At 61.3% G+C, this 24995-nt stretch carries 23 protein-coding genes; 8 read left to right on the top strand and 15 right to left on the bottom strand.

What is annotated here, in order from left to right:
- Nucleotides 1-16 precede the first annotated feature (16 nt).
- The 14 genes from mdcH to pilG all read right to left on the bottom strand — a co-directional run bounded on the left by mdcH (nt 17) and on the right by pilG (nt 17276).
- A complete protein-coding gene (mdcH, locus tag L8H52_RS16040) occupies nt 17-937 on the bottom strand; it encodes a malonate decarboxylase subunit epsilon (protein WP_242207801.1) in 921 nt (306 codons plus the stop codon).
- Nucleotides 934-1554 (bottom strand): malonate decarboxylase holo-ACP synthase, encoded by a 621-nt coding sequence (locus L8H52_RS16035; protein ID WP_242207800.1) that lies wholly within the window; start codon nt 1552-1554, stop codon nt 934-936. The genes mdcH and L8H52_RS16035 overlap by 4 nt, the downstream gene beginning before the upstream one ends.
- The gene (gene mdcE / locus L8H52_RS16030) at nt 1548-2333 is read right to left on the bottom strand and encodes a biotin-independent malonate decarboxylase subunit gamma (RefSeq protein ID WP_242207799.1); all 786 of its coding nucleotides are present in this window, start codon (nt 2331-2333) and stop codon (nt 1548-1550) included. The genes L8H52_RS16035 and mdcE overlap by 7 nt, the downstream gene beginning before the upstream one ends.
- A complete protein-coding gene (locus L8H52_RS16025) occupies nt 2330-3181 on the bottom strand; it encodes a biotin-independent malonate decarboxylase subunit beta (RefSeq protein ID WP_175555540.1) in 852 nt (283 codons plus the stop codon). Before L8H52_RS16025 ends, mdcE begins: the two co-directional genes overlap by 4 nt.
- Entirely contained in the window at nt 3174-3473 is a 300-nt protein-coding gene (locus tag L8H52_RS16020; protein WP_242207798.1) for a malonate decarboxylase subunit delta, read from the bottom strand. The genes L8H52_RS16025 and L8H52_RS16020 overlap by 8 nt, the downstream gene beginning before the upstream one ends.
- On the bottom strand, nt 3473-4345 hold the full coding sequence (locus L8H52_RS16015) for a triphosphoribosyl-dephospho-CoA synthase (RefSeq protein WP_242207797.1): 873 nt from the start codon (nt 4343-4345) through the stop codon (nt 3473-3475). The genes L8H52_RS16020 and L8H52_RS16015 overlap by 1 nt, the downstream gene beginning before the upstream one ends.
- On the bottom strand, nt 4345-6015 hold the full coding sequence (gene mdcA / locus L8H52_RS16010; RefSeq protein ID WP_098966058.1) for a malonate decarboxylase subunit alpha: 1671 nt from the start codon (nt 6013-6015) through the stop codon (nt 4345-4347). The genes L8H52_RS16015 and mdcA overlap by 1 nt, the downstream gene beginning before the upstream one ends.
- Before the next feature lie 297 nt (nt 6016-6312).
- Nucleotides 6313-6678 carry a DUF6124 family protein gene (locus L8H52_RS16005; protein ID WP_242207796.1) on the bottom strand — a complete coding sequence of 122 codons (366 nt, stop codon included), beginning with the start codon at nt 6676-6678 and terminating at the stop codon, nt 6313-6315.
- A gap of 655 nt (nt 6679-7333) precedes the next feature.
- Entirely contained in the window at nt 7334-7804 is a 471-nt protein-coding gene (locus L8H52_RS16000) for a chemotaxis protein CheW (RefSeq protein WP_236427396.1), read from the bottom strand.
- The gene (locus L8H52_RS15995) at nt 7797-13694 is read right to left on the bottom strand and encodes an Hpt domain-containing protein (protein WP_242207795.1); all 5898 of its coding nucleotides are present in this window, start codon (nt 13692-13694) and stop codon (nt 7797-7799) included. Before L8H52_RS15995 ends, L8H52_RS16000 begins: the two co-directional genes overlap by 8 nt.
- Nucleotides 13695-13705: 11 nt before the next feature.
- Nucleotides 13706-15751 carry a methyl-accepting chemotaxis protein gene (locus L8H52_RS15990; protein ID WP_242207794.1) on the bottom strand — a complete coding sequence of 682 codons (2046 nt, stop codon included), beginning with the start codon at nt 15749-15751 and terminating at the stop codon, nt 13706-13708.
- Nucleotides 15752-15895: 144 nt separating this feature from the next.
- Nucleotides 15896-16435, bottom strand: coding sequence for a chemotaxis protein CheW (locus tag L8H52_RS15985; protein ID WP_095049470.1), 540 nt, complete (start codon nt 16433-16435; stop codon nt 15896-15898).
- 10 nt (nt 16436-16445) lie between these two features.
- Nucleotides 16446-16811 carry a twitching motility response regulator PilH gene (gene pilH, locus L8H52_RS15980; RefSeq protein ID WP_026000666.1) on the bottom strand — a complete coding sequence of 122 codons (366 nt, stop codon included), beginning with the start codon at nt 16809-16811 and terminating at the stop codon, nt 16446-16448.
- Between the two features lie 60 nt (nt 16812-16871).
- Nucleotides 16872-17276 carry a twitching motility response regulator PilG gene (gene pilG / locus L8H52_RS15975; protein ID WP_007913673.1) on the bottom strand — a complete coding sequence of 135 codons (405 nt, stop codon included), beginning with the start codon at nt 17274-17276 and terminating at the stop codon, nt 16872-16874.
- Between the two features lie 225 nt (nt 17277-17501).
- Here pilG and gshB point away from each other — a divergent pair, with 225 nt between their 5' ends.
- The 7 genes from gshB (at nt 17502) to L8H52_RS15940 (ending at nt 23565) form a co-directional block, all read left to right on the top strand.
- Complete coding sequence (gene gshB, locus L8H52_RS15970) at nt 17502-18473, top strand: glutathione synthase (RefSeq protein ID WP_242207793.1); 972 nt, start codon at nt 17502-17504, stop codon at nt 18471-18473.
- A gap of 107 nt (nt 18474-18580) precedes the next feature.
- Nucleotides 18581-19480, top strand: coding sequence for an energy transducer TonB (locus L8H52_RS15965; RefSeq protein ID WP_242207792.1), 900 nt, complete (start codon nt 18581-18583; stop codon nt 19478-19480).
- A 188-nt stretch (nt 19481-19668) separates the two neighbouring features.
- Nucleotides 19669-20241, top strand: a complete 573-nt coding sequence (locus L8H52_RS15960; RefSeq protein WP_016985971.1) for a YqgE/AlgH family protein — start codon at nt 19669-19671, stop codon at nt 20239-20241.
- Nucleotides 20241-20678, top strand: coding sequence for a Holliday junction resolvase RuvX (gene ruvX / locus L8H52_RS15955; protein WP_007913667.1), 438 nt, complete (start codon nt 20241-20243; stop codon nt 20676-20678). The genes L8H52_RS15960 and ruvX overlap by 1 nt, the downstream gene beginning before the upstream one ends.
- 80 nt (nt 20679-20758) lie before the next feature.
- On the top strand, nt 20759-21265 hold the full coding sequence (pyrR, locus tag L8H52_RS15950) for a bifunctional pyr operon transcriptional regulator/uracil phosphoribosyltransferase PyrR (protein WP_016985973.1): 507 nt from the start codon (nt 20759-20761) through the stop codon (nt 21263-21265).
- 27 nt (nt 21266-21292) lie between these two features.
- Complete coding sequence (locus tag L8H52_RS15945; RefSeq protein ID WP_007913665.1) at nt 21293-22297, top strand: aspartate carbamoyltransferase catalytic subunit; 1005 nt, start codon at nt 21293-21295, stop codon at nt 22295-22297.
- On the top strand, nt 22294-23565 hold the full coding sequence (locus L8H52_RS15940; RefSeq protein WP_236427400.1) for a dihydroorotase: 1272 nt from the start codon (nt 22294-22296) through the stop codon (nt 23563-23565). Before L8H52_RS15945 ends, L8H52_RS15940 begins: the two co-directional genes overlap by 4 nt.
- Nucleotides 23566-23648: 83 nt before the next feature.
- Here L8H52_RS15940 and L8H52_RS15935 read toward each other — a convergent pair whose 3' ends face one another.
- Nucleotides 23649-24080, bottom strand: coding sequence for a TM2 domain-containing protein (locus L8H52_RS15935; protein ID WP_242207791.1), 432 nt, complete (start codon nt 24078-24080; stop codon nt 23649-23651).
- 248 nt (nt 24081-24328) lie between these two features.
- Between L8H52_RS15935 and L8H52_RS15930 the strand changes: the two genes are divergently transcribed.
- Nucleotides 24329-24946, top strand: a complete 618-nt coding sequence (locus L8H52_RS15930; RefSeq protein ID WP_242207790.1) for a C40 family peptidase — start codon at nt 24329-24331, stop codon at nt 24944-24946.
- Nucleotides 24947-24995 lie beyond the last annotated feature (49 nt).

Raw genomic sequence — 24995 nt, 5'->3', positions numbered from 1 at the left:
CTTGAGTCGCGGCGGTTTAGAGTTGGCGGCTTCCCTCCTCACGCAATAGCGCTTGCAAGGTGTCGAGACGCGCACTGTCGAAGGCAGTGACCGTGCCCTGCTCGAACACCCGGCGCGCCAGCCCGGTCAGCACCGAACCGGGCGGCAGTTCGATCTGTAAACGTACCCCGCGCTCGTAAGCGCTTTGCACGGTGCCGCGCCAATCCACCACACGGCACATGTTGAAGGCGAGGTCGTCGCGCAGCGCTTCTACTTTGGTCACAGGGCGCGCGCGACTGCCGCTCAGGTAAGCGATTTTCGGGGTTTTCAGTTCGACCTTGGCGAAGGCTTCGGCAAGGGTCTGCGCCGGTTTGTCCAGCAGCGGACAGTGCGACGGCACACTCACTGCCAGACGTTTCGCCAGACCGGCGCCACGACTGCGCGCCAGTTCAGCCACGGCTTGCATGGCCTTGTCGCTGCCGGCAATCACCACTTGGTTGTCGGCGTTGATGTTGGCCAGATACACCGGCGCATCCTCGCAGTGCACCTGCGCCAGCAACGTTTCGACTGTGGATAACTGCAGACCGATAATCGCGGTCATGCCGTAGCCTTGTGGATAAGCCTGTTGCATCAGCTCACCGCGCAGGCTGACCAGATGCAACGCGTCGCTGAAGCTCAAGGCGCCGGCAACCACCGCTGCCGGGTAAGCGCCGATGGACAAGCCGGCGACGTAATTCGCCGTGAGTCCGTCCTGCAATAACTGCCGTGAAGCCGCGACGCCGGCGATCAGCAGGCAGAGCTGAACCGCCCTCGTCGTGCGCAATGCTTGAGCAGAATCGAGCAGCAAAACATCTTCACCGAGCACATCGCTGGCCTCGGTTAACGCATCCCGAGGTAAGCGCTGCAGCATGCCCGCTTGCTGCGCACCCTGGCCGGGAAACACCAGCAAACTGCTCACGCTGCCTGCTCCTGCGGATTCCACGGATCAATCACCAGGCAAGCCTGATGAGCATTCTTCAGCAGCACGCGTGCCGAACCGCTGGCCCATTCACGCAACGCCACAGCACCGAACGGCGTCTGCAATTGCAGGTCGACCCGGCACACCGCCTGATCAAAAACCGCGACCAGTTTACGTGCCTGATTGCGGGTGATCAGTTGCGGTGTACGCAGAATCAGATCGAGGTCACTGGCCGCGTGCATCGCGGTAAAACCACTGGCCAGTTCAAACCCGACACTGCCGCTGATACCCCAGAGCCAACCGCAATCGTCGAGCATCGGCCGCAGTTGTTTGAGCGCCTGCATCACTGGCAGATCGCGCTCGCAATCGACATGACAAAGCGCCTCGGGACTGACCCGACAGGCAATCGAATCGACCAGCATAAACGCCGCCAGCCGCTGCTCGCGCAACACTCCTCGCACGCCCACTGCGATAAAACCTTCTTCGCTCAACGCCCGCCGCACTACCACCGGTTGCCCGGCGGCCAGCGACTCGACTGCCCACAACGGCGCATCCGCCGGCAACTGCGCCGGGGTCATGCCCCAGAGCAGATCGTGGGCCAGAGGCGTGTTCACCACTGCGCCCTCAGCAATTCACGAACCTTGCTGGAGGCAGCACGATTTTTTGCGCCAAGGCGATTGCTCAAGTCAGTGCTGGAGATATCGCTGATGGCTTGCTTGAGGCATTCCTTCACCCGTGCCAGATCCTCTGCGGTTGGCTGTTCAATCTGCTCCACCGACAAGGTTTCCCAGAGCAAACCGAGACTCGCATAGCTGTCGATGTCATACGCCATCGGCGGCACACTGGCGGCCAGCGCTTCCAGCTCTTCGACACTGCGCAACGTAACCCGCGCCGCCGACGCCTTGCCCATCGCATGCACCATCACACCGGGATCACGCAGCGCGATCAAACGATTGGCCTGATAACCATGAGCGAGAAACGCCCCGGACATCGCTTTACCCACCAGCAACGCAATCACCGGATGCCCGGCCAGACGCGCACGGGCATAACTGTCCGCCGCACCGGCCAGCGCCTGATGAATGCCGAGCGCTTCTTCGCGCCGACCGTAAGCCTGGCTCGGCACATCGACGATGGCGATGATCGGGCGCTTCTGTGCTTTGTCGCGGTCAGCGCTGATCGCGTCATCCACAGCCTTGGCCAGACCCCAGCCTTCAAGCAAACCGGCTTCGCCATTGCGAGCGCGCGGAAAACGATTGTCCGGATCAGCGACCACAGCGATAAAACGCCCCAGCTCACCGTCAGCCACCTTCAACGAGGCCGGCAGCCCTTCGACCGCGACAGCGCCAACGCTCAAGGCGTTGAACCAGTTCAAACCGCGCAATGAATAACCGTTCATGAGCGCTCTCCTTGATACAGATCGCGAACCACCGACGGTTCGATTTGCGGGTCAGTGTTCAGACTGCTCAGGCGCTGCAGAAACCAATCGGCACGTTGGCTGCGCGGTTGTTCCGGCAAACCTTGCTGCAGCAATTCGCCGACCTGCTGACGAATCTTCGCCACGTCATCGGCGACATAACGATCCACCAGACCACTGGCAAATCGCTGCTCGCCTCCAGTCAGGCTCCAGATAAACGGACGGTCGCGAGAATCGTATTCTTCGATCCCGGCTTCCTGCTCGATCACCTGCGGGCCGTTCAAACCAAGGCGTGCTTCCTGAGTCACCAGTAAATAGCTGCACAGCGCCGCCGCAATCGACATACCGCCGAAACACCCGACGCTGCCCGCCACCACCCCAACCACCGGTTGGTACTGCTGCAAATCGACAATCGCCGCATGAATATCGGCAATCGCCGCCAACCCGAGATTGGCTTCCTGCAAACGCACGCCGCCGGTTTCCAGCAGCAACACCGCGCGCGTCGGAATGCCTTTGCGGTTGTCTTCAGCCGCCAGTTCCAGCGCGCCGGCAATCTTCGCCCCGCCGACTTCGCCAAGACTGCCGCCCTGAAACGCGCCTTCAATCGCGGCAATCACCACCGGCAAACCATCGAGGCTGCCCTTGGCGATCACCACGCCGTCATCGGCCTGCGGCACCACGCCCTGGCGTTCGAGCCACGGCGACATCACCCGTTGAAACGGGTCGAGCAATTCGCGAAAGCTGCCGGCATCGAGCAAGGCTTTCGCCCGTTGCCGCGCGCCGAGTTCGACGAAGCTGTGTTTGTTGAGCAACGCTGCGCTGTCAGTCATGGCCGATCTCCTCGAAACCTTGTTCCAGACGCAAGCGCACCACCCCCGGTGTCGCGCCGAAGTCGTGGATATCGATGGCCATCGCCGGCGGTGTGGTGCCGTCGAACATCCGCGCAAACAGGTGCTGCCAGCGCAACTGCGCGCCGTTGACCGAGGTCTGCACATTGATCGTCAGCTTGCCGGCCAGACCCGGTTCGATCAGCACTTCCAGATCACCCGAACCGACACAACCGACCAGCGCGCGACCGCGTGGCGGATGCCCGGCGGGGAATTCAAACGATAGGGTTTCCATCAAAACGCTCCCTGAAGGATGCCGTCGCGCTCGATACGGTCGAGCAGCAGCGTGGCGGCGAGCAAGTCGGCGGCGCCACCGGGCGAGGCATTCAATGCGATGAGTTGTTGATCCAGTTCGTGCAAGCGCCGACGACCGCTGAGGCTGGCACTGCCGCCAGCGTCGAGCACCGCTTGCGCGCCGGAATGCATGGCGTGCAGGCCCTCTTCGCCGGCGCGGTAGAGCACGCAGGTGTCGGCCAGATTGGTCATGATTGCGAGCAAGGCATCGAGCCGGGCGTTCTGTTCGCCGTGGCCGTTGGCGCGGCTGCGCTTGAGTTGTGGCAGGCCGCGTTGCAACACCGAGGGGAAGCCGAGTTGCGCTTCTTCTCGGGCACCACGGGCGCCGTAACGCAGGGCGACTTGGGCGCCGTGGCTCAATGGCTTCGGCGCGTAACGGTCATCCAGCAAAGCCAGACGTGCAGCGCGCAGGGTTACGGCGTTGGCGCTGGAAGAATGCGGCTCCAGCGCAGCGGCGGTCACCAATAATCCCAAGGCCCAGATCGCCCCGCGATGCGTGTTCACACCGTTGGTGGTCGTGAGCATGGCTTGCTCGCCTTCGCGACCGATGCGGCCAATCGCTTCGCGCAACGTTGAATCGACTTCGCCGATTTCTACCGCCGCTTCAGCCATCTCCTTGAACGCCGGCCACAACGACAACGCCGAGGCATGCATCAAGCCCAGGTGCAGATCGGTGTGCGCGCCATTGCCGCGACGGTCGACCAGTGCCGGTTTCGGCGACAGATCGGCTTCGTCGATCAAGGCGTCCACCGCCAGATCGGCCAATCGATCAGCCAGGGACAGCGGTTTCGCTTGCAGGTTAAGTGCGTGCATTACCAGCTCCTGAATTTGGCGGGCGGGTTGTACAGGCCGCCGGACCACTCGACCAGATCGGCCACGCTCTTCGCTGCGAGCAGTTCGCGGGTGGCGTCGGTGCGGCGGATGCCGAGGTCTTCGGGCAAGGCGATCAGGCCTTCGCGGCGCATGCGTTCGGTGTCTTTCGGGTTGTGGCGCAGGCCGATGGCGGTGACGCCGGCGACCGCTGCGATCATTGCCTGACGTTCTTCCAGCGAGCGCGCCTTGTACAGGTAGGCGATGCCTTCTTCGGTGAGCAGGTGGGTAACGTCGTCGCCGTAGATCATGATCGGCGCCAGCGGCATGCCGCTTTTCTTCGCCACTTCGACCGCGTCGAGGGTTTCGACGAAGGTCGGTTTGCCGCCCTCCTGGAACGTCTCGACCATTTGCACCACGAGTTTCTTGCCGCGTTCGAGCATCGGTTGCTGCGCATCGTCATGACGCATATCGAGCCACGCCGGGGTGCCGTGACGGCGACCGCGCGGGTCATGGCCCATGTTCGGCGCACCGCCGAAGCCGGCGAGGCGGCCACGGGTCACGGTTGAGGAATGGCCATCGCCATCGACCTGCAACGTCGCACCGATAAACAGATCCACCGCGTATTGCCCGGCCAGTTGGCAGAACATTCGGTTGGAACGCAGCGAGCCGTCGCGGCCGGTGAAGAACACATCCGGGCGTGCGGCGATGTAGTTTTCCATGCCCAGTTCGGTGCCGAAGCAATGCACGCTTTCGACCCAGCCGCTCTCGATCGCCGGGATCAGCGTCGGGTGCGGGTTGAGCGTCCAGTTACGGCAGATCTTGCCTTTGAGGCCGAGGGATTCGCCGTAGGTCGGCAGGATCAGCTCAATGGCAGCGGTGTTGAAACCGATGCCGTGGTTGAGCGACTGCACGTTGTGTTTTTCGTAGATGCCACGGATCGCCATCATCGCCATCAACACGTGCACAGGCTTGATATGACGTGGGTCGCGGGTGAACAGCGGTTCGATGTAGAACGGTTTGTCGGCGACCACGACGAAATCGACCCATGACGCGGGGATGTCCACACGCGGCAGTTCGCTAACGTCGTCGACCAATTGGTTGACCTGGACGATGACAATGCCGTCGCTGAACGCGGCCGGTTCGATCAGTGCCGGGGTGTCTTCGGTGCTCGGGCCGGTGTAGATGTTGCCGGCGCGGTCGGCCATGAACCCGGCGGAGAGCACGACATTGGGGATCAGATCCACCACCAGTCGGGCGTAGAGTTCTATGTAGGTGTGGATTGCGCCGATTTCCAGCAGGCCGTCTTCGAGCAACTGGCTGATGCGCAGGCTCTGGGTGCCGGCGAAAGAGAAATCCAGCTTGCGGGCGATGCCGCGTTCGAACAGGTCGAGGTGCTCCGAGCGGCCGACGCTGGGCATGATCATGTGCAGGTCGTGGAGCTTTTCCGGGTCGGCCTTGGCCAGCGAGCGCGAAAGAAAATCCGCTTGCTTCTGGTTGTTGCCCTCCAGCACCACACGGTCGCCGGGATGAATCAGCGCTTCGAGCGCGGCGACGATCTTGTCGGTGGGCAACACCACACCGTCGGCCAGCCCGCGCACCTTGTCGAGGCGGCGCTGCTTCTCATCGCGCCGCCGCGTCCAGCGCGAGTCGGGGGAAATTGTTGTTGTCATGCTCACTCCACGGGGTTCGCTGTCGTGGAGCTAAGGTAGGCGTGTGGGGTGGGGGCATCAATCAAGCGCGGTGGTGAATCATTACGCTCAGGGTAACGATCAAGAGCCGCCCTCACCCTAGCCCTCTCCCGGAGGGAGAGGGGACTGACCGAGGTGTCTGGCGCCATACATCGACCTGCCCCACCGAGTCGATTATGGATTCACAGCGGTACTTTCAGGTCGGCGTAACTTGTGAGCATCCCGCGGTCGGCCCCCTCTCCCTCCGGGAGAGGGCTGGGGTGAGGGTCAGCATTTAAGTCACTCCGTCGGCACCAACCGATCCAACAAACGGTTGACGGCCATCTCCGCCACCATCACCACCTGCGCAATACCCTGCACAGTCTTGCGGTGCGTACCCTCCACCATTGCCGCATGGTTATTGAGCAACACCGTGGCCGAGCCGAGGGTTTCACTGGCGTCGGCCAGCAGGAATTCGGTGTCCGCATTGGGGTTGGCCATGTACAGCGTGTTGGGGGTGTAAGGCGTGGCCATCAGATCGGCGTTGGTCGGGCCGAGGTAATGGTCGAGGGCGCGCTCGGCGGCTTCGTGGAATTTCTTCGAATCGGGGGATTCGTAGGGGGATGCGGGATCTGCGAGCGGGGGGTTAGGCGTTGGTTTAATCATCTTCAGGTTCCGAAATAAAGCTGGAACCGCTTCTCTGCTAAAAGAAGGGGTGGCAGCTGAACGCAGGTTAGCAGACCGGGGAACCTAAGGAAGCCGGCGCGCCGAAGCGCCCTGCGCACAGCCGCCATCGAATGCAGGCGCTGAGCCTGACGATGATGCATGTGCACCCTTAGATTAACCATGGGCTGCTAAACCCGATCACTGGAAATCAGTGACGGGATCAAGTTACGCAGGATGCCGAGGGTGCACAAGCCGGCGGATTCTGGTGCATGCGTAGGCAGCGGCGCAAGGATTTGTAGGCTAGGGAGCCGTAACACCGGGTGTCTTTAAACATCTGCGCTGGAAGGTGTTTATTGCGCACAGAGATTGAGGACTTGTCTGTCGGACTGAGGTGTGGCGACTGGCGCTTTCGCGAGCAGGCTCGCTCCCACAGGGGATCTGGGTCGTGTCCAAAATCTGTGTTCACTGAAGATCCAATGTGGGAGCGAGCCTGCTCGCGAAGAGGCCAGTCACAGTACCGAAAAGGCTGGATCAGCCCGCGAATGATCGTTCCCACGCTCTGCGTGGGAATGCCTCAACGGACGCTCTGCGTTCGGCTTTTTGGGACGCGGAGCGTCCCGGGCTGCATTCCCACGCAAAGCGTGAGAACGATCAATCAGTGGACGAGACCCGCATCCACCAACAACTTCTCCAGCCCCAACAAATCCGGCACCTTCGCCACCTGCTCCCCGACCTGCACCGCCGCCCGCTCCAGCGCACACAACGGCACATCGACATAACTCAACTGACTGTCGAGCTTGTACGACCGCGGAATCCCCTGCACCAGCAGCGCAATGAACTTCAGCTCCGGCAACCCGCCCAGCGCATTCAAAATCACGATCCGCGCGCGCTCGCCAATGACGATTTTCTGCCCGCACGCCGATTCAAAACTCAGCAGCGGAATCTGCCGCTCGCGCCACTTCACGCGCCCCAGATACCACGGCGGCGTGTCCAGATCGAACGCACTGGCCTGATAGTCGATCAGCTCAGCGACAGCGACGTTAGGCAGGATCAAATTGCGATCCGCCAACGGCAGCAGCAGCCCGGTCAGCTGACTGCTGCGCTGATTATGCCGGCGCTCATGCATGTTTCTTGCTCCACTGGGCAATGCTTTCAAGCAGCACCGACTCTTGATACGGCTTGCCGAGGTAGTCGTTGACGCCGATAGCCATGGCGCGGTCGCGGTGTTTCTGCCCGGTGCGTGAGGTGATCATGATGATCGGCAGGTGTTGCAGGCGCTCGTCGTTGCGCACCTGGGTGGCGACTTCGAAGCCGTCCATGCGCGGCATTTCGATGTCGAGCAGCATCAGGTCGGGCATGTGCTCTTCGAGCAGCAGCATGGCGTCGACACCGTCCTTGGCGGTCAGCACGTTCATGCCGTGGCGTTCGAGCAAGCGGCTGGTGACCTTGCGCACGGTGACCGAGTCGTCGACCACCATTACCAGTAGCGGTTTGTGCGGTTCGCTGTCGATCTCCGGCAGTGACGGCGGCTGCACAACCCGTGCTTGCATCGCGCGGATCGGAGCGAGCAGATCGAGAATCAGCACCACTCGACCATCGCCAAGAATCGTCGCGCCGGACACGCCCTGTACCGCCGCGAATTGCGCGCCGAGACTCTTCACCACGATCTCGCGGGTGCCAGCCATGGTATCGACCAGCACCGCGATGCGCCGGTCGTTGTAGTGCACCAACAGCACCGGCAACGGCAGGTTCTGGCCGAGCAATTTCGGCCGTGGCGCGGTTTTCAGCAGTTCGCCGAGGTAGCACAGTTCGTAGGTCTGGCCGCCGTACTGATAACGCGGCGGATCAACCCGGAAGTGAGCTTCCAGATCATTCGGCAACACGCGAACGATGCCTTCGATGGTGTTCAGCGGAATCGCATATTGATCCTCGCCACACTGCACCATCAACGCGCGGTTGACCGACACGGTGAACGGCAGACGAATACGGAAATGCACGCCCTGCCCCGGCACCGAGTCGATGCTCATGGTCCCGCCCAACTGGCGGACTTCTTCATGCACCACGTCCATGCCGACGCCGCGTCCGGAAATCTGCGTGATCTTTTCCGCCGTGGAAAACCCCGGCTGGAGGATGAACTGCAACACGTCGCGGTCGCTGATCTCGGCTTCCGGCGCGAGCATGCCGCGCTTGATCGCCTTGCGCCGCACGGCTTCCAGCGGCACCCCGGCGCCGTCATCGCGGATATCGAAAACAATGTCGCCGCCCTCGCGGGACAGGTCGAGGCTGATCTGTCCTTGCGCCGGTTTACCCGCCGCCAGCCGCACTTCGGCGGACTCCAGACCATGATCAACGGCGTTGCGCAACATGTGTTCCAGCGGCGCCGCCATACGCTCCAGCACGTTGCGATCCATCTCGCCTTCAGCGTTGCCGACGACAAACGCGACGTCTTTATTCAGCTCTTCAGCGACTTGGCGAACGATGCGTTTCAGGCGCGGCAACATGCGTTCGAACGGCACCATGCGCGTGCGCATCAGGCCTTCCTGCAATTCGGTGTTGATGCGGCCCTGTTGCTGCAACAGGTTCTCGGCGTCGTGATTACGGCGGTCGAGGGTTTCCTTGAGGTCGAGCAAGTCGGAGGCCGATTCGAACAGCGCCCGCGACAGTTGCTGCAACTGCGAATGGCGGTCCATTTCCAGCGGGTCGAATTCCTCGTAGCCGAGACGTTCGGCATCGACTTGCTGGCGGCTGAGAATCCGCCCCTGGGTTTCGGTATCGAGACGACGCAACTGATCGCGCATGCGTTCGATGGTGGTTTCCATCTCGTTCAGGGCGATCTGCGCGTCGTTGACCTGCTGCTCGATACGGCCACGGAAGATCGAGGTTTCCCCGGCCAGATTGACCAGCTCATCAAGCAGTTCGGCGGAGACTTTGACCATGTCCGCGCCAGCGTCGGCAGCCGGCGGCGCCGGGTCAGTCTTGACCGGAACAGGTAGCACTGGCGGCGTTTCTGCCGTCACCGGGTGACTGAAATTCTGGATCGCGCTGATCAGCCGATCGGCCGGTGGACACGGCTGGCCCGCGCGCACGCCATCGAGCATTTGCGCCAAGCGGTCATGCCCGCGCTGCACCAGTGCAAACAGTTCCGCCGACGGCTGCAAAACGCCGCTGGAAAGACTTTCGTAAAGGTATTCCAGCTCATGGGCGAGGTCGCCGATCGGGCCGATCTCGACCATCCGTGCGCCGCCCTTGAGGGTGTGAAGGTCACGCAGCAGGGTTTCCACTTCCTGACGGTTGCCCGGCTCGGCCTGCCAGCGCAACAGTGCGGCGCCGGAGTTTTCGATGATGTCGAAACCTTCTTCGAGGAAGATTTCCAGCAGTTCGGGATCGTGGCCAGCGCTGTCGTGATCGACAGGTGCTGGCGGCGCTTCGGCAACGTTCTGGCCTTGGCGGACCTGACGGATCGCTTCGATCAGATCCTGCGCTGGGGTCAGTGGCTGATGGCTTTGCAGTTGATCAAGCATCAACGCCAAGCGGTCATGACTCTTGAGCAGCAAGCGCCCCAGGCTTTCGCTGTAGTGGTAGCGACGATCGACCAATCCTTCGTAAAGGCTTTCCAGCTCTTGGGCCAGATCGCCGATGACCTCGACTTCGGCCATCCGCGCGCCGCCCTTGAGCGTGTGCAAATCCCGTTGCAACGAGGACAGCGGCGCGACGTTGTCGGTGTCGCTCAGCCAGCGCTGCAAGGCTTGGCCGGAGCTGTCGAGAATGTCGACCGCTTCTTCAAGGAAGATCTCGACGATCTCGTCATCGGGCTCAAGCGCCGTTGCCTTTTGCTGCAACTCAGCGGTGGCGCTGCCCAGTTCACGGATGCTCAGGGTGCGGCTGCCGTCGCTGCGAATCAGGCCCATGGACGACGGATCGAGGCTCTCATCGAGCAGATCATGCAAGGCGCGAATCCGTGCCGGCTGCGGCGTGATTTCCTGCCCGGCAGCCAGTTCGTCGAGCATATTGATCAGTGCTTCGTGGGCATTCTGCGCTTCCTGGAAAAACCGCTCGCTGACCGCCAGGCTGCTTTCTTCGACCGCGCCATACAGGTCGAGCAAGGCTTCACAGAGCACGTCGACCGGCAGCAGATCGGCCATGTGCGCGCCTTCGCCGAGGGTGGTCAGTTCATCCAGCAACGCGCTGAGTTCCTGACGCTCGCCGGGATGTTTCTGCCATCGCTGCAAGAGGTTTTCGGCGTCGAGGAGGATGTCCATGCCCTGGGCGAGGAAGTTGTTGATCAGTTGTGGATCACGCTTGATCCGCAGGCCGGTGTTCGGCGCACTGAGGATGGCTTCCAAGCGTTCGGCGAGCAGCGTGTCGGTGCGTTTGATCAGCGATTGCGCACCGACAATCGGCGCCAGCGGATCGTGCTTGAGCTGACGCAGGCCAATACGAAACAGGCCCTCGGCTTCCAGCAGCAATTCCACTTCGTCGAGATCCAGCGGCAACTGATGCGCCTTGAACTCGCGGGCCAACTGATCAAGTGATGCGGCGAGTTCGGCAATCGGCAGCACACCGGCCATCGATGCGCTGCCCTTGAGCGTGTGCAAAGCGCGCTGCAACTCATCGCTGGCCTGTAGCGGCACATGCTCGGCGGCCTGATCGAGAAAGCGGTTGAGGCTGGCGAGGTGGGTTTCGGCTTCTTTGCGGAAAATTTCCAGCAGCAGCGGGTCGAGCGCCGCGACATCGTCGACGTCTTCGGCGGCCAGCGGCTCGTCGCCCTTGGCCAAGGAGTGAGCACGGGCGGCGAGTTGATCGACATCGCTGCGCTGACGCTGGTTATTGGTGGCGAATTCGCTGATCAACTCGGGCAGCAACAGCACGGTGTCGGTCAGCAGTTGCTGCACCACCGAACCGGGCTCGACGCTTTGCTCCAGCACGCGGTTGAGCAGGTTTTCCACCGACCATGCCAGCTCACCGAGAATCAGCGCGCGGACCATGCGCCCGCTGCCCTTGAGGGTGTGGAAGGCGCGGCGCAGTTCGGTCAGCGCATCGCGATCCTGCGAATTGGCGATCCAGCGCGGCAGGTATTCGTGAAGGACTTCGAGGACCTCGTCGGTTTCTTCGAGGAACACCTCGCGCAGTTCATCGTCGACCGGTTCTTCATCGGCCGGCGGCGGCATCAGGCTGCCGGGGGTGATCAGCGCTGGCGGGTTGAGCGCTGAAACCGGGCTGGCCAGAACGTCGGCCAGCGACTGCACGATCTCGGGATCGTCGAGCGCCTGCATGTCCTGCATCACCAGCGCTTCGCTCGGGCTGAGCACGTCGTCGAGCACCGGTACATGCGGCTCATTTGGAAAGAAACCCAGACTGGCGAGGGATTTCTGCGCAACATCCAGCAGCTGTTCGCCCGCTGCCTGTGGGTCATCGCTCAAGCGTTCGAGGTAATACTCCAGGCTGCTGATGACATCGGCCAGATGATCAAGTTGTTCCCAGCCCGGCTCATGCGGATCAAGCAGCAAATGTTCGCGGATAAAACCGTTGCACGCCTCGACCAGACTCGCCGCACGATTGAGCGGGATCATCGCCAGCGCACCGCGCACCTGAGTCAGCAGCGCCGGCAATGGTTGCAGGTGCTGGCGATCCCAGTCGGCGTCGATGTAGTCGACAATCATGTCCTTGGCCTGTTGCAGGCAGATGCGCGCTTCCTTGATGACGATCTGATGGATCTGCGTCAGGTCGGTGGTCGGCAGGCGCGCATCTTCCGGGCTTTCCGGCTCGACGGTGCCGACCATCCCGGCCAGCGTCGCTTCGACGTAGAGCAGCGCGCCGGCAACGTCCATCAGGATCGCATCGTTCGGTTCACGCTGGCCTTGGGCGAGGCTGAGCACCACGGCCAATTGATCGATGATGACTTTGCGCGGCTGGCCAAAACCGAGCACGGCGAGGGTGTCGGCGATCTGTCGCAGCGGTGCGAGCAGACTTTCCAGATCGGAGGTGTGCTGGCGGTCGCTGCGCACGAACAGGTCGAGGCGTTCCTTGACCCGCACCAGCTCTTCACACAGCGCCGCCAGCACCGAGCGCATCGCATCGCGGTCGGGGCCGGCCAGGCGCGCGCGTTCTTCGTCGACCATCGCGCTGTCGGGCAACGCGTCGTCCAGCGAGTAGCGATCTTTCATGGTCAGCATCTGCCCGGTGGGATGTTCGGCTTTGGCAATATAGAACAACAGGCTTTTCAGCAGCTCCGCCGGCGCCGGCTGATTGAGGCCGGCCAGGCCTTGCTCGAGAAGGCGCTTGAGCTCTTTGTCGGCGTCCTTGAACAGGCTGCGTAGCGCCGGGCTGTTGGCGATGACGCCTTCGCCCATGCCCTCGACCAGCGCCGAGGCGACTTGCCACAACGGGCTGATGGGTGCGTCGTCGCTCAGGGCTTCTAGGCGGGTAAAGACTTTGGCCAAGTATTCGAGGTGCGTCTGGTCGTCCTGCTCACGCAGTAAACCGACCAAAGCCATTTGCAGCATCTGGCGTAATTTGCGCAGGACGTTGGGCAGTTCCGCCGGCTCCAACAGCGCCAGTTCATCGGCGCTCAAGGTCGGTAGTTCAGGCAATTGCGGACTGAACAGGCTGGTTTCCGAGAGCAGGCTTTCGCCGCGAGCGCTGCGCAGATCGTTGATCAGTGGCAGCACCACCAGCGGCAAATCTCGGCGCGCGCTCTGCACGCGGTCGAGGTAGATCGGTAATTGCCCAAGCGCCTGCAGCAACAGGTGCAGGGCTTCGTCGCGATGGCTGACGCGCTCGTGCTGCAAGGCTTCGACCAGATGTTCCATTTCTTCGGCGAGCAACGCTGCGCCGTAGAATTCGACCATCTGCAAACTGCCGTGGACCTGATGGATGTAATCGTGGCACTCATCCAGCCCGGGGAAGGCCTGCGGATCTTCGAGCACGGCTTCAATCGCCTGATGCGCCTGCCTCAGCGTTTCGGCAATTTCGCCTTTGACCCATTCGAGGGCCACGTAGTCATGCCGGTCACCCATAACCGCTCCGATCACACTTTTTCCGCCGCCGGCAAGGTGAAGCCGGACACCGAACGGCGCAACTGACTGGCCATTTTCGCCAGGTTACCGATGCTCTCTGCAGTAGCCGTGGAGCCGGACGAAGTCTGCGAAGTGATCTGCTGGATCACGTTCATCGTCAGCGAGATCTGCCCGGCCGAGGACGTCTGTTGCTGCGCCGCGTTGGAGATGCTTTGAATCAGCGCCGCGAGGGTCTTGGAGACGCCTTCGATTTCTTCCAGGGCCACACCGGCATCCTGCGCCAGTCGCGCGCCGCGCACCACTTCGGTGGTGGTCTGTTCCATCGAAATCACGGCTTCGTTGGTGTCAGTCTGAATTGCCCGCACCAGGGTTTCGATCTGCCGGGTGGCGGCGGACGAGCGTTCGGCCAGCCGCTGCACTTCATCGGCGACCACAGCAAAACCGCGTCCGGCATCGCCGGCCATCGACGCCTGAATCGCGGCGTTGAGGGCGAGGATGTTGGTCTGATCGGCGATGTCGTCGATCAGGCTGACGATGTCGCCGATTTCCTGCGACGACTCGCCCAGACGCTTGATGCGCTTGGCGGTGTCCTGAATCTGTTCGCGAATGTTGTCCATGCCATGGATGGTGTTGTGCACCACCTCGTTGCCCTTGTTGGCGATTTCCACGGAGCGCTCGGCTACCGCCGAAGACTCGGCGGCGTTGGCTGAAACCTGATCGATGGATTCGGCCATGTCGCTGATCGCCGTCGAGGCTTCGGAAATCTGCTGGGCCTGATGCTCCGAGGCCTGCGCCAAGTGCATCGCGGTGGCCTGGGTTTCCTGCACGGCGGCAGCGACCTGGCCGGCAGTGAGGTTGATCGTCGCGACGAGATCGCGCAGTTGGTCGACGGAGTAGTTGATCGAATCGGCGATGGTGCCGGTGAAGTCTTCGGTCACCGAGGCGGTCACGGTGAGGTCGCCGTCGGCGAGGTCTTCGATTTCGTCGAGCAGGCGCATGATCGCGTTCTGGTTGCGCTCGTTCTTCTCGGCGGTTTCACGCAACTGGCGATTGGTTTCGCGGACCATGACCATGCCGATCAGGATGATCGAGGCCAGCGCCAGCAAACCGAGGACGTAGCCACCGATGGTGTCGGTGTTGCGCCCGCCGGCAAGGTTTTCGAAACCGGTGGCCAGGTGCGAGGCTTCGTCGAGCAGGGTTTGCGAGAGGCTGAAGATGTTGCTCGCCGATTCGCGAACCTTGAACAGCTCGGGCGAGGTTTCGAGGATTTCATCAACGGAACCGGAAACAAACTGGAACAGCTCGGAGATTTCGCTCAAACGGGCACGGGCGTCGCGATCTTCGACCTGGCTGATTTTCAGCGTCGGGTTGCCTTGCAGCATGCCGTTGAGCACTTGGCCGAAACGGGTGGCGTCGCGGCCAAAGGCATCGGCGGCTTGCTGCGAGTTTTCGTCGCCGGCGAGCACGGTGTTGACCGCACCAAGGATGCGTTCAGCCAGCAACGACTGACGCTGGGCCATGGCGACCTGCGCGGCCGGAGCGCCGCGCTGGAGGAGGATTTCGACGACTTTCTCGTATTCGATCTGCAACTGCGGCACGGTTTCGGCCAGCGTTGCGGCGACCTGATGCAATGACAGCACGGTCTGTTCGCTGGAAAGAATCGCGTCGGTGTTTTTCAGCAGGCGTTCCCAGTCGAGCTGCACGGCGCGCATTTCCGGGCGCACCGTGGCGGGGGCTGGAGGCAGGCCGGTGGCCGGATCGCCCTTCTTCAGGTAACCCCAGCGCTGGGCGAAATCGTTGCGCGCATCGCTGAGCAGCTTGAACGCGGCAGCCTTGCCGGCGGCGGCTTCGGTGGCGTTCTTGGCAATGCGTTGCGAGAGCACGCGCAGTTCACCGGCGTGGCCGATGTACTGTTTGTCGTAGTTCGCCTGGGTATTGAGGTAAGCGAAGTTGGCGAACAGCAGCATGATGAACACGATCAGTGCGATAAACAGCACGATGATCTGCGAGCGACTGCGCGAGCCTTCCGCCGGCTTGCCTGTTTTTGCTTTTGTCATCGGTCCTCGCCTAATTTGAAGCTCACCGAAGAACCTGTAGGAGTGAGCCTGCTCGCGATTGAACGATAACGCGGTGTACTTGATATACCGCGGTGCCTGAATCGCGAGCAGGCTCACTCCTACAAGGGATCTTTGTTGTAACGGCTATATCGCGACGCTCATGAACACCGGGGATTTGGCCAACGCAAACAGGCTGAACACCCGCCAGTTCTGCTCGCGCCGAAAATAGCCTTTGACGAACTCGGCCTTCGAACCCTGGCGTTTGCTGATCGACAGCGGTTCAAAGCTGTTCTGCTCAAAGTGCTGCAAGCCAATGACTTCATCGACCATCAACCCGGCAAACACGTCCCCATGCTCGACCACCAATACCCGTCGCTGTTTACGCAACGGCGACAGCTCATGCCCGAAGAAACCGCACAGATCCATGATCGGCAACAGCCGCCCGCGCAGGTTAGCCACGCCTTTGACCCACGGTTTGACCCCGGGCAACTGAGTGAAACGCGGTTCGTGCAGCACTTCGCTGACTTCGCCCATCGGCGCCACATACCAATGCTCGCCGAGGCGAAAGCCGATGCCGCTCCAGCGATCCTGGCGCGCCGGTTGCGACGGCAGGTCTGCCGCCAGCAAGCGGCAGCGCTGGTCGATTTGCCAGAGCAGTTCGAACGCGGTCAGCGATTCGCTCATGGTTGCGCGATCAGCCTTTGAGCACGTTGTTCAGGGTCTTGATCAGGGTGTCTTCGTCGACCGGTTTGGTCAGGTAGTCCTTGGCGCCCTGACGGGTGCCCCAGACCTTGTCGGTTTCCTGATCCTTGGTGGTGATGATGATCACCGGGATATGTCCGGTTTCCGGGTCTTTGGTCAACTGGCGGGTGGCCTGAAACCCGTTGAGGCCGGGCATGACGATATCCATCAATACCGCGTCAGGTTTTTCCTGACGGGCCAGCGCCACACCATCGGCGCCATTCTCGGCCTTGAGCACTTCATGGCCGTGCTTTTCCAGCATGCCGGTGAGTTTGTACATTTCAGTCGGCGAATCATCGACGATCAGGATACGTGCCATGGTTTTCCCCATTTTTCTTGTCGACGTGCGGCCCGCTGGCCGAGCGTCTCTGTACGTGTCTTACTGCGGCAAAACGGCGGCAAAGCCCGGAACATGGGCCTGAATTGCGTTGAGCAGTTCTTCCTTGCTGAAAGGCTTGGTCAAAAATTGATCGGAACCGACAATCCGCCCCTTGGCCTTGTCGAACAGCCCGTCACGCGATGACAGCATGATCACCGGTGTGGCCTTGAACGCGCTGTTGTTCTTGATTAAAGCGCAGGTCTGATAACCATCCAGACGCGGCATCATGATGTCGACAAAAATGATTCCGGGATGGTTGTCGGCGATCTTCGCCAGGGCGTCGAAACCGTCGATCGCCGTGATCACTTCGCACCCGACATTCTTCAACAATGTTTCGGCGGTGCGACGAATCGTTTTCGAGTCGTCGATCACCATGACCTTCAAGGCGCTGGACTGCTGTTCCATAAGAGGGCTCTACCGTCGCCTTTGCGAATCAATTTGTCCGTTTTGCGGTTATCAATGGCTCGAAACCCTTGATGTTCAAGGGCCAGCACGCTACGCCAGCCTTTTTAGCACAGTCTCCAGATGCAATCTATCGACGGGTTTTTCCTTGACCGAAAACCCGCCCGGCGCCACTCTGGCGGCACTTTTTCAATACCGATCCGGTAGCCAATTTTCGAGGAAAACCCAATGAGCGTTCGCGTCGGGATTGTCATGGACCCTATCGCCAGCATCTCCTATAAAAAGGATAGCTCGCTGGCCATGCTGCTGGCCGCGCAAAAGCGTGGCTGGGAACTGTTCTATATGGAACAGCGCGACCTGTATCAGGGTGAAGGTCAGGCCCGGGCGCGGATGAAGCCGCTGAAAGTCTTCGCCAACCCGGAAAAATGGTTCGAACTGGACGCCGAACAGGACAACCTGCTGAGCGATCTCGACGTGATCCTGATGCGCAAGGATCCGCCGTTCGACATGGAGTTCGTTTACTCCACCTACCTGCTCGAACAGGCCGAAACCGCTGGCGTACTGGTGGTGAACAAGCCGCAGAGCCTGCGCGACTGCAATGAAAAACTGTTTGCCACGCTGTTCCCGCAGTGCACGCCGCCGACCGTGGTCAGCCGCCGCGCCGACGTGCTGCGTGAATTCGCCGCCAAACACGGCGACGTGATCCTCAAGCCGCTGGACGGCATGGGCGGCACCTCGATCTTCCGTCACCGTGCGGGCGATCCGAACCTGTCGGTGATTCTGGAAACCCTGACCGCCCTCGGTGGCCAGCAGATCATGGGCCAGGCCTACCTGCCGGCAATCAAGGACGGCGACAAACGCATCCTGATGATCGACGGCGAGCCGGTGGATTACTGCCTGGCGCGGATTCCGGCGCAGGGCGAAACCCGTGGCAACCTCGCCGCCGGTGGCCGTGGTGAAGCGCGCCCGCTGACCGACAAGGATCGCTGGATCGCTGCCCAGGTCGGCCCGACGCTGCGTGAGAAAGGCCTGCTGTTCGTCGGTCTCGATGTGATCGGCGAAAGCCTCACCGAAATCAACGTCACCAGCCCGACCTGCATCCGTGAAATCGACAATGCCTTCGGCACCGACATTGGCGGCATGCTGATGGATGCGATCGCCAAGAAGCTGCAAGCCGCCGGCAAAAAGCCACAAGCTTGATGCACGTCACATGCAGTCTGTCGCTTGAAGCGTGAAGCCCAAGGCGCGAAACCAACATTGCGTTATCATGCGCAGCCTCTGAAAAACGCGATGTTGGTTTTCTTGTCATGACCCTCCCGTCCGATCTGCCCGCAGAACTCGCCCACCGTGGCGTGCGCCCGGCCGATCGCCTCGGATTTACCCTGTTTCTCGCGGCGCTGATCCATTTGGCGCTGCTGCTCGGCGTCGGCTTCACGATGGTCGAGCCCAAGCAGATCAGCAAAACCCTGGAAATCACCCTCGCCACCTTCAAGAGCGAAAAGAAGCCGGAGAAGGCTGACTTTCTCGCCCAAGAGCATCAGGAAGGCAGCGGCACGCTGGACAAGAAGGCGATCCCCAAAACCACCGAGGTGGCGCCATTCCAGGACAATCAGGTCAAAAAAGTCACTCCGCCACCGGCCGCCAAGCCGCAAGTGCAGGAGGCCGCGCCCAAGGCTGCGGTGACCACCGTCGCGCCGAAGCCGAAAAAGGCGCCAACCAAGAAAGAAGAAAGCAAGACCGAGATCAAACCGACGGTCGACGCGCCGGAATTCGATAGCTCGCAACTGTCCAGCGACATCGCCAGCCTCGAAGCCGAACTGGCCAAGGAACAACAGCTGTACGCCAAGCGCCCGCGAATTCACCGTTTGAGCGCGGCGTCGACCATGCGCGACAAGGGTGCCTGGTACAAGGACGACTGGCGCAAGAAGGTCGAGCGCATCGGCAACCTCAATTATCCCGAAGAAGCACGGCGCAAGCAGATCTACGGCAATTTGCGCCTGATGGTCTCGATCAACCGCGACGGTTCGCTGTATGAAGTGCTGGTGCTGGAGTCGTCCGGCCAGCCGCTGCTGGATCAGGCGGCGCAGCGCATTGTCCGACTGGCGGCACCGTTTGCCCCGTTTACCGGGGACTTGTCGGATATCGATCGCCTGGAAATCATTCGTACCTGGAAATTCGCCCGGGGCGACAAGCTCTCGAGCAATTAAAAGACACCGCAAATCCCCCTGTGGGAGCGAGCCTGCTCCGGGCGGCGTTCCGACGAATGCGGTGGATCAGCTACATCAATGTTGAATGACACACCGCTTTCGCGAGCAGGCTCGCTCCCACATTGGATCGGTATGTTGCTTACATCTCCAGCTTGTCAGTTTGCCCCCCGAACGCCACACTAGCGCACATGAAAAACGTCAGCCCCAGCTACCTCAAGCATCAATTCCTGATCGCCATGCCACACATGGCCGACCCGAACTTTGCCCATACCTTGACCTACATCGTCGAGCACACGGCCAATGGCGCTATGGGGATTGTGGTCAACCGGCCGCAAGAGCTGAATCTGGCCGACATCCTTGAGCAGCTGCGCCCGGACATCGACCCGCCAGCACTCTGCCAGCACGTGCCGATCTTCATCGGCGGTCCGGTGCAGACCGATCGTGGCTTTGTCCTGCACCCGGCGGGCAAGACCTTTCAGGCCACCGCGCAACTGGACGGCGATCTGGCCCTGTCGACCTCTCAGGATGTGCTGTTCGCCATCGCTGACGGCGTCGGTCCGGCGAAAAGCCTGATTGCCCTCGGTTACGCCGGTTGGGAAGCCGGGCAACTTGAAGCGGAACTCGCCGACAACGCCTGGCTGAACTGCCCGTACGACGCCGACATCCTGTTCAACACCAGCAGCGAACTGCGCCTCGAAGCGGCGGCCAGGCACTTGGGGATCAACCTCAGCCTGCTGACCAGCCAGGCAGGACACGCCTGATGGCCCTGCGCCTGATTCTCGGCTTCGACTACGGCACCAAACAGATCGGCGTCGCGGTCGGCCAGGTGATTACCGGCCAGGCCCGTGAGCTGTGCACGCTGAAAGCGCAAAACGGCATTCCCGACTGGAATCAGGTGGAAGCGCTGTTCAAGGAATGGAAACCCGACGCCGTGGTGGTCGGTCTGCCGCTGAACATGGACGGCACGCCGAGCGAAATGTGCCTGCGCGCGGAAAAATTCGCCCGCCGCCTCAACGGCCGCTTCAATGTGCCCTTCTATACCCACGACGAACGCCTGACCACCTTCGAGGCCAAGGGCGAGCGTCTGGTGCGTGGCGGCCAGAAAGGCAGTTACCGCGACAACCCGGTGGACGCCATCGCCGCCGCTCTGCTGTTGCAGGGCTGGCTCGATGAAAACACTGCATTGTTTGAATCCTGACAAGCGCTTCGGCGCTTTTCTTTTGAGTGAAAAACCGAGCCGCGTCCAAGGACCCGGCTCGTCCCCAACAAGGAGCAACCATGAGCCTGCCAAATCCCGCCGATCTGATCAGCCAGATGGCGACCCGCCTCAAGGCGCACCTTGCCCAGCGTGAAATATCTGAACCGCGTTACATCGGCATTCGCACTGGCGGCATCTGGGTCGCGCAGGCTCTGCTCAAGGAATTGGGCAGCGACGCGCCACTGGGCACGCTGGATGTGTCCTTCTACCGCGACGACTTCAGCCAGAACGGCCTGCACCCGCAAGTGCGCCCGTCCGCCCTGCCCTTCGAGATCGAAGGCCAGCATCTGGTGCTGATTGACGACGTGCTGATGAGCGGCCGCACCATCCGCGCCGCCATGAACGAATTGTTCGACTACGGCCGCCCGGCCAGCGTGACCCTGGTCTGCCTGCTGGACCTGGACGCCGGCGAGCTGCCGATCCGCCCGAACGTGGTCGGTGCGACGCTGTCGCTGGCCGCTCATGAACGGGTCAAGCTGTCCGGCCCCGAGCCGCTGACGCTCGAACTGCAAGACTTCAACCTTTAATCCGCCCTATTGAGAGTCCCCTTCGCGATGACGCCTCTAGATACCAAGCGCCCGCTGCAGCTCAATGATCAGGGCCAGCTGCGCCACTTCCTCTCGCTCGACGGCCTGCGCCGCGAGTTGCTGACGGAAATCCTCGACACTGCCGACTCGTTCCTCGAAGTCGGTGCCCGGGCGGTGAAGAAAGTCCCATTGCTGCGCGGCAAGACCGTGTGCAACGTGTTCTTCGAAAACTCCACGCGCACCCGCACGACCTTCGAACTGGCGGCCCAGCGGCTGTCGGCGGACGTGATCACCCTGAACGTGTCGACCTCATCGGCGAGTAAAGGTGAAACGCTGCTCGACACCCTGCGCAACCTTGAAGCCATGGCTGCCGACATGTTCGTCGTGCGCCACGGTGATTCCGGCGCCGCGCACTTCATCGCCGAGCATGTTTGCCCGCAAGTGGCGATCATCAACGGCGGCGACGGCCGTCACGCCCACCCGACGCAGGGCATGCTCGACATGCTCACCATCCGTCGCCACAAGGGCGGTTTCGAAAATCTCTCGGTGGCCATCGTCGGCGACATCCTGCACTCGCGGGTGGCGCGCTCGAACATGCTCGCGCTGAAGACCCTCGGTTGCCCGGACATCCGTGTGATCGCGCCGAAAACCCTGCTGCCGATCGGCATCGAGCAATACGGCGTGAAGGTGTACACCGACATGACCGAAGGCCTGAAAGACGTCGACGTGGTGATCATGTTGCGCCTGCAGCGTGAACGCATGACCGGCGGCCTGCTGCCGAGCGAAGGCGAGTTCTACCGCCTGTTCGGCCTGACCACCGCGCGTCTGGCCGGGGCCAAACCCGATTGCATCGTCATGCACCCGGGGCCGATCAACCGCGGCGTCGAAATCGAGTCCGCAGTGGCCGACGGCCCGCACTCGGTGATCCTCAATCAGGTCACCTACGGCATTGCGATTCGTATGGCTGTGTTGTCCATGGCCATGAGCGGACAAACCGCGCAGCGTCAATTCGAGCAGGAGAACGCCCAGTGAAGCTCAGCATTCTCGGCGCACGCGTCATCGATCCAAGCAGCGGCCTGGATCAAATCACCGACATTCACGTTGAAGCCTGCAAGATCGTTGCCCTCGGCGCCGCTCCAGCGGGTTTCACGGCAGTGGAAACCATTGATGCCCAAGGTCTCGTCGCCGCTCCGGGCCTGGTCGATCTGAACGTGGCCCTGCGCGAGCCGGGTTACAGCCGTAAAGGCTCGATCATCAGCGAAACCCGCGCGGCCGCCGCCGGCGGCGTGACCAGCCTGTGCTGCCCGCCGAAAACCAAACCGGTGCTCGACACCTCCGCCGTGGCCGAGCTGATCCTCGACCGCGCTCGCGAGGCCGGCAACACCAAGGTGTTCCCGATTGGCGCGCTGAGCAAAGGCCTGGATGGCGAGCAACTGGCTGAATTGGTTGCGCTGCGCGACGCTGGTTGCGTGGCGTTTGGCAACGGTCTGGAGAGCTTTCGCAATACGCGCACCCTGTGCCGGGCGCTGGAATACGCGGCGACGTTTGATCTGACGGTGATTTTCAACTCGCAGGATCACGATCTGGCCGAAGGTGGCTTGGCTCACGAAGGCGCAGTGGCCAGCTTCCTCGGTCTGCCGGGGATTCCGGAAACCGCTGAAACCGTGGCCCTGGCTCGGGATCTGCTCCTGGTCGAGCAGACAGGCGTGCGTGCGCACTTCAGCCAATTGACCAGCGCTCGCGGCGTTGCCCTGATCGCTCAGGCACAGGCCCGTGGCTTGAAGGTGACGGCGGATGTCGCGCTGTACCAGCTGATTCTGACCGACGAAGCATTGATCGACTTCAGCAGTCTGTATCACGTGCAGCCGCCGCTGCGCACTCGCGCTGACCGTGATGGTCTGCGGGCAGCGGTGAAGTCCGGCGTGGTCTCGGCGATTTCCAGCCATCACCAGCCGCACGAGCGCGATGCCAAACTGGCACCGTTCGGCGCGACCGAGCCGGGCATCAGCAGTGTTGAGTTGCTGCTGCCGCTGGCAATGACGCTGGTAGAGGATGGTTTGCTCGATCTGCCGACGCTGCTGGCGCGTTTGAGCGCAGGCCCGGCTGAAGCGTTGCGCTTGCCGGCGGGCAAACTGGCGGTGGGCGGGGCGGCGGATATCGTGCTGTTCGATCCACAGGCTTCGACGGTAGCCGGCGAAGGCTGGTTGTCGAAGGGTGAGAACTGCCCGTTCATCGGGCACACGTTGCCGGGTGTGGTTCGCTACACGCTGGTGGATGGGCGGATCAGTCACCAGGCTTGATACCGCGTCGCCCCATTCGCGAGCAGGCTCGCTCCCACAAGGATCACCGCGAACCCTGTGGGAGCGAGCCTGCTCGCGAAGACTTACTGGAAGGCGCCTCTGCCTTCGGCGTTACGCACCGAGACCTGATCATTCAGCGTCCAGAAGTCATACAGAACCCCCAGAAAGAACAACCCGCCCGTGAGCAGATAGATCAGTCCGCTGATCCACTTGCCTTGATACATCCGGTGCACGCCCAATGCTCCGAGGAACGTCAGCAGAATCCACGCCACGTTGTACTCGATCGGTCCTGCGGTAAAACGCAGATCCGCCTCGCGATCCATCGCCGGGATCAGAAACACGTCGATCAGCCAGCCAATACCCAGCAAACCGAAGGTGAAAAACCAGATCGTCCCGGTCACCGGTTTGCCGTAATAGAAGCGATGGGCCCCGGTAAAACCGAAAATCCACAGCAGATAACCGATGATTTTGCTGTGCGTATCTTGCTGCTGAACGAATTGTTGATAGGGGTTCATGAAGACCTCGATTCACACGATAGATAAATATTCTTGAATTCTTTGTGACTTTTTTACAGGTAGCCGACGTACGGCAAATGTTACCGTTGCTACCGTCAAAGCCTTATAGCACCTGACTTCTGTCCGACAATTGCGTCCATTTGCCGCTTATTTGGTTCCGTTGGCTGCCAACTGAATCGACCAACGGACTCGGAATGAAAAAAAACTCTGTTATAAAGTTGCGCGCTATCACTGAAGAGCCACGCCTAATGCGACCATTTTTCAAGACATGGCTAACCATCTGCCTATTAATGCCACTGGCCGCCCACGCCACCAATCGTGAGCAACGTCTTCCTAACGTTAACGGCTTTACCCCTAAATCCCATGCTTCGGCTCCATCGAGCAAAAGCAGCAAAAGCAAAACCACCACGCTGAGCAGCAAGAGCCACAGCAAGCTGGTGCCACCGATGGCGAGCAAGGAAAGCAGCAATGTGCTGAGCCGTGCGGTCAACGTCCTCGGTACACCTTATCGTTGGGGCGGCAGCAGCCCAAGTAAAGGTTTCGATTGCAGCGGTCTGGTGAAATACGCGTTCAACGACGCTACGTTCGACCTGCCACGCACCTCCAACGCCATGGCCAGCGGTCACGGCGAGAAAGTCGAGCGCAAGGATCTGAAACCGGGCGACCTGATTTTCTTCAACATCAAGAGCCGTCGGGTCAACCATGTTGCCATCTACCTGGGCAACGACCGCTTCATCCACGCGCCACGGCGTGGTAAAGCGGTGAGCATCGATACGCTGAACAAGCCGTATTGGGAACAGCATTACGTGGTTGCCAAGCGAGTATTGCCGAAAGAACAAAGCCAGATGCGCGTCGTTCAGCGCTAACACCATACCGATCATTCCCACGCTCCGCGTGGGAATGCCTCAATGGACG

The sequence above is a fragment of the Pseudomonas sp. CROZ-RG-20F-R04-15 genome, from assembly GCF_022662375.1.
In the GTDB taxonomy this organism is placed as follows: domain Bacteria; phylum Pseudomonadota; class Gammaproteobacteria; order Pseudomonadales; family Pseudomonadaceae; genus Aquipseudomonas.
Note: the sequence above shows the minus strand (reverse complement) of the source record. Positions and strands in the feature narration are given on the sequence as shown.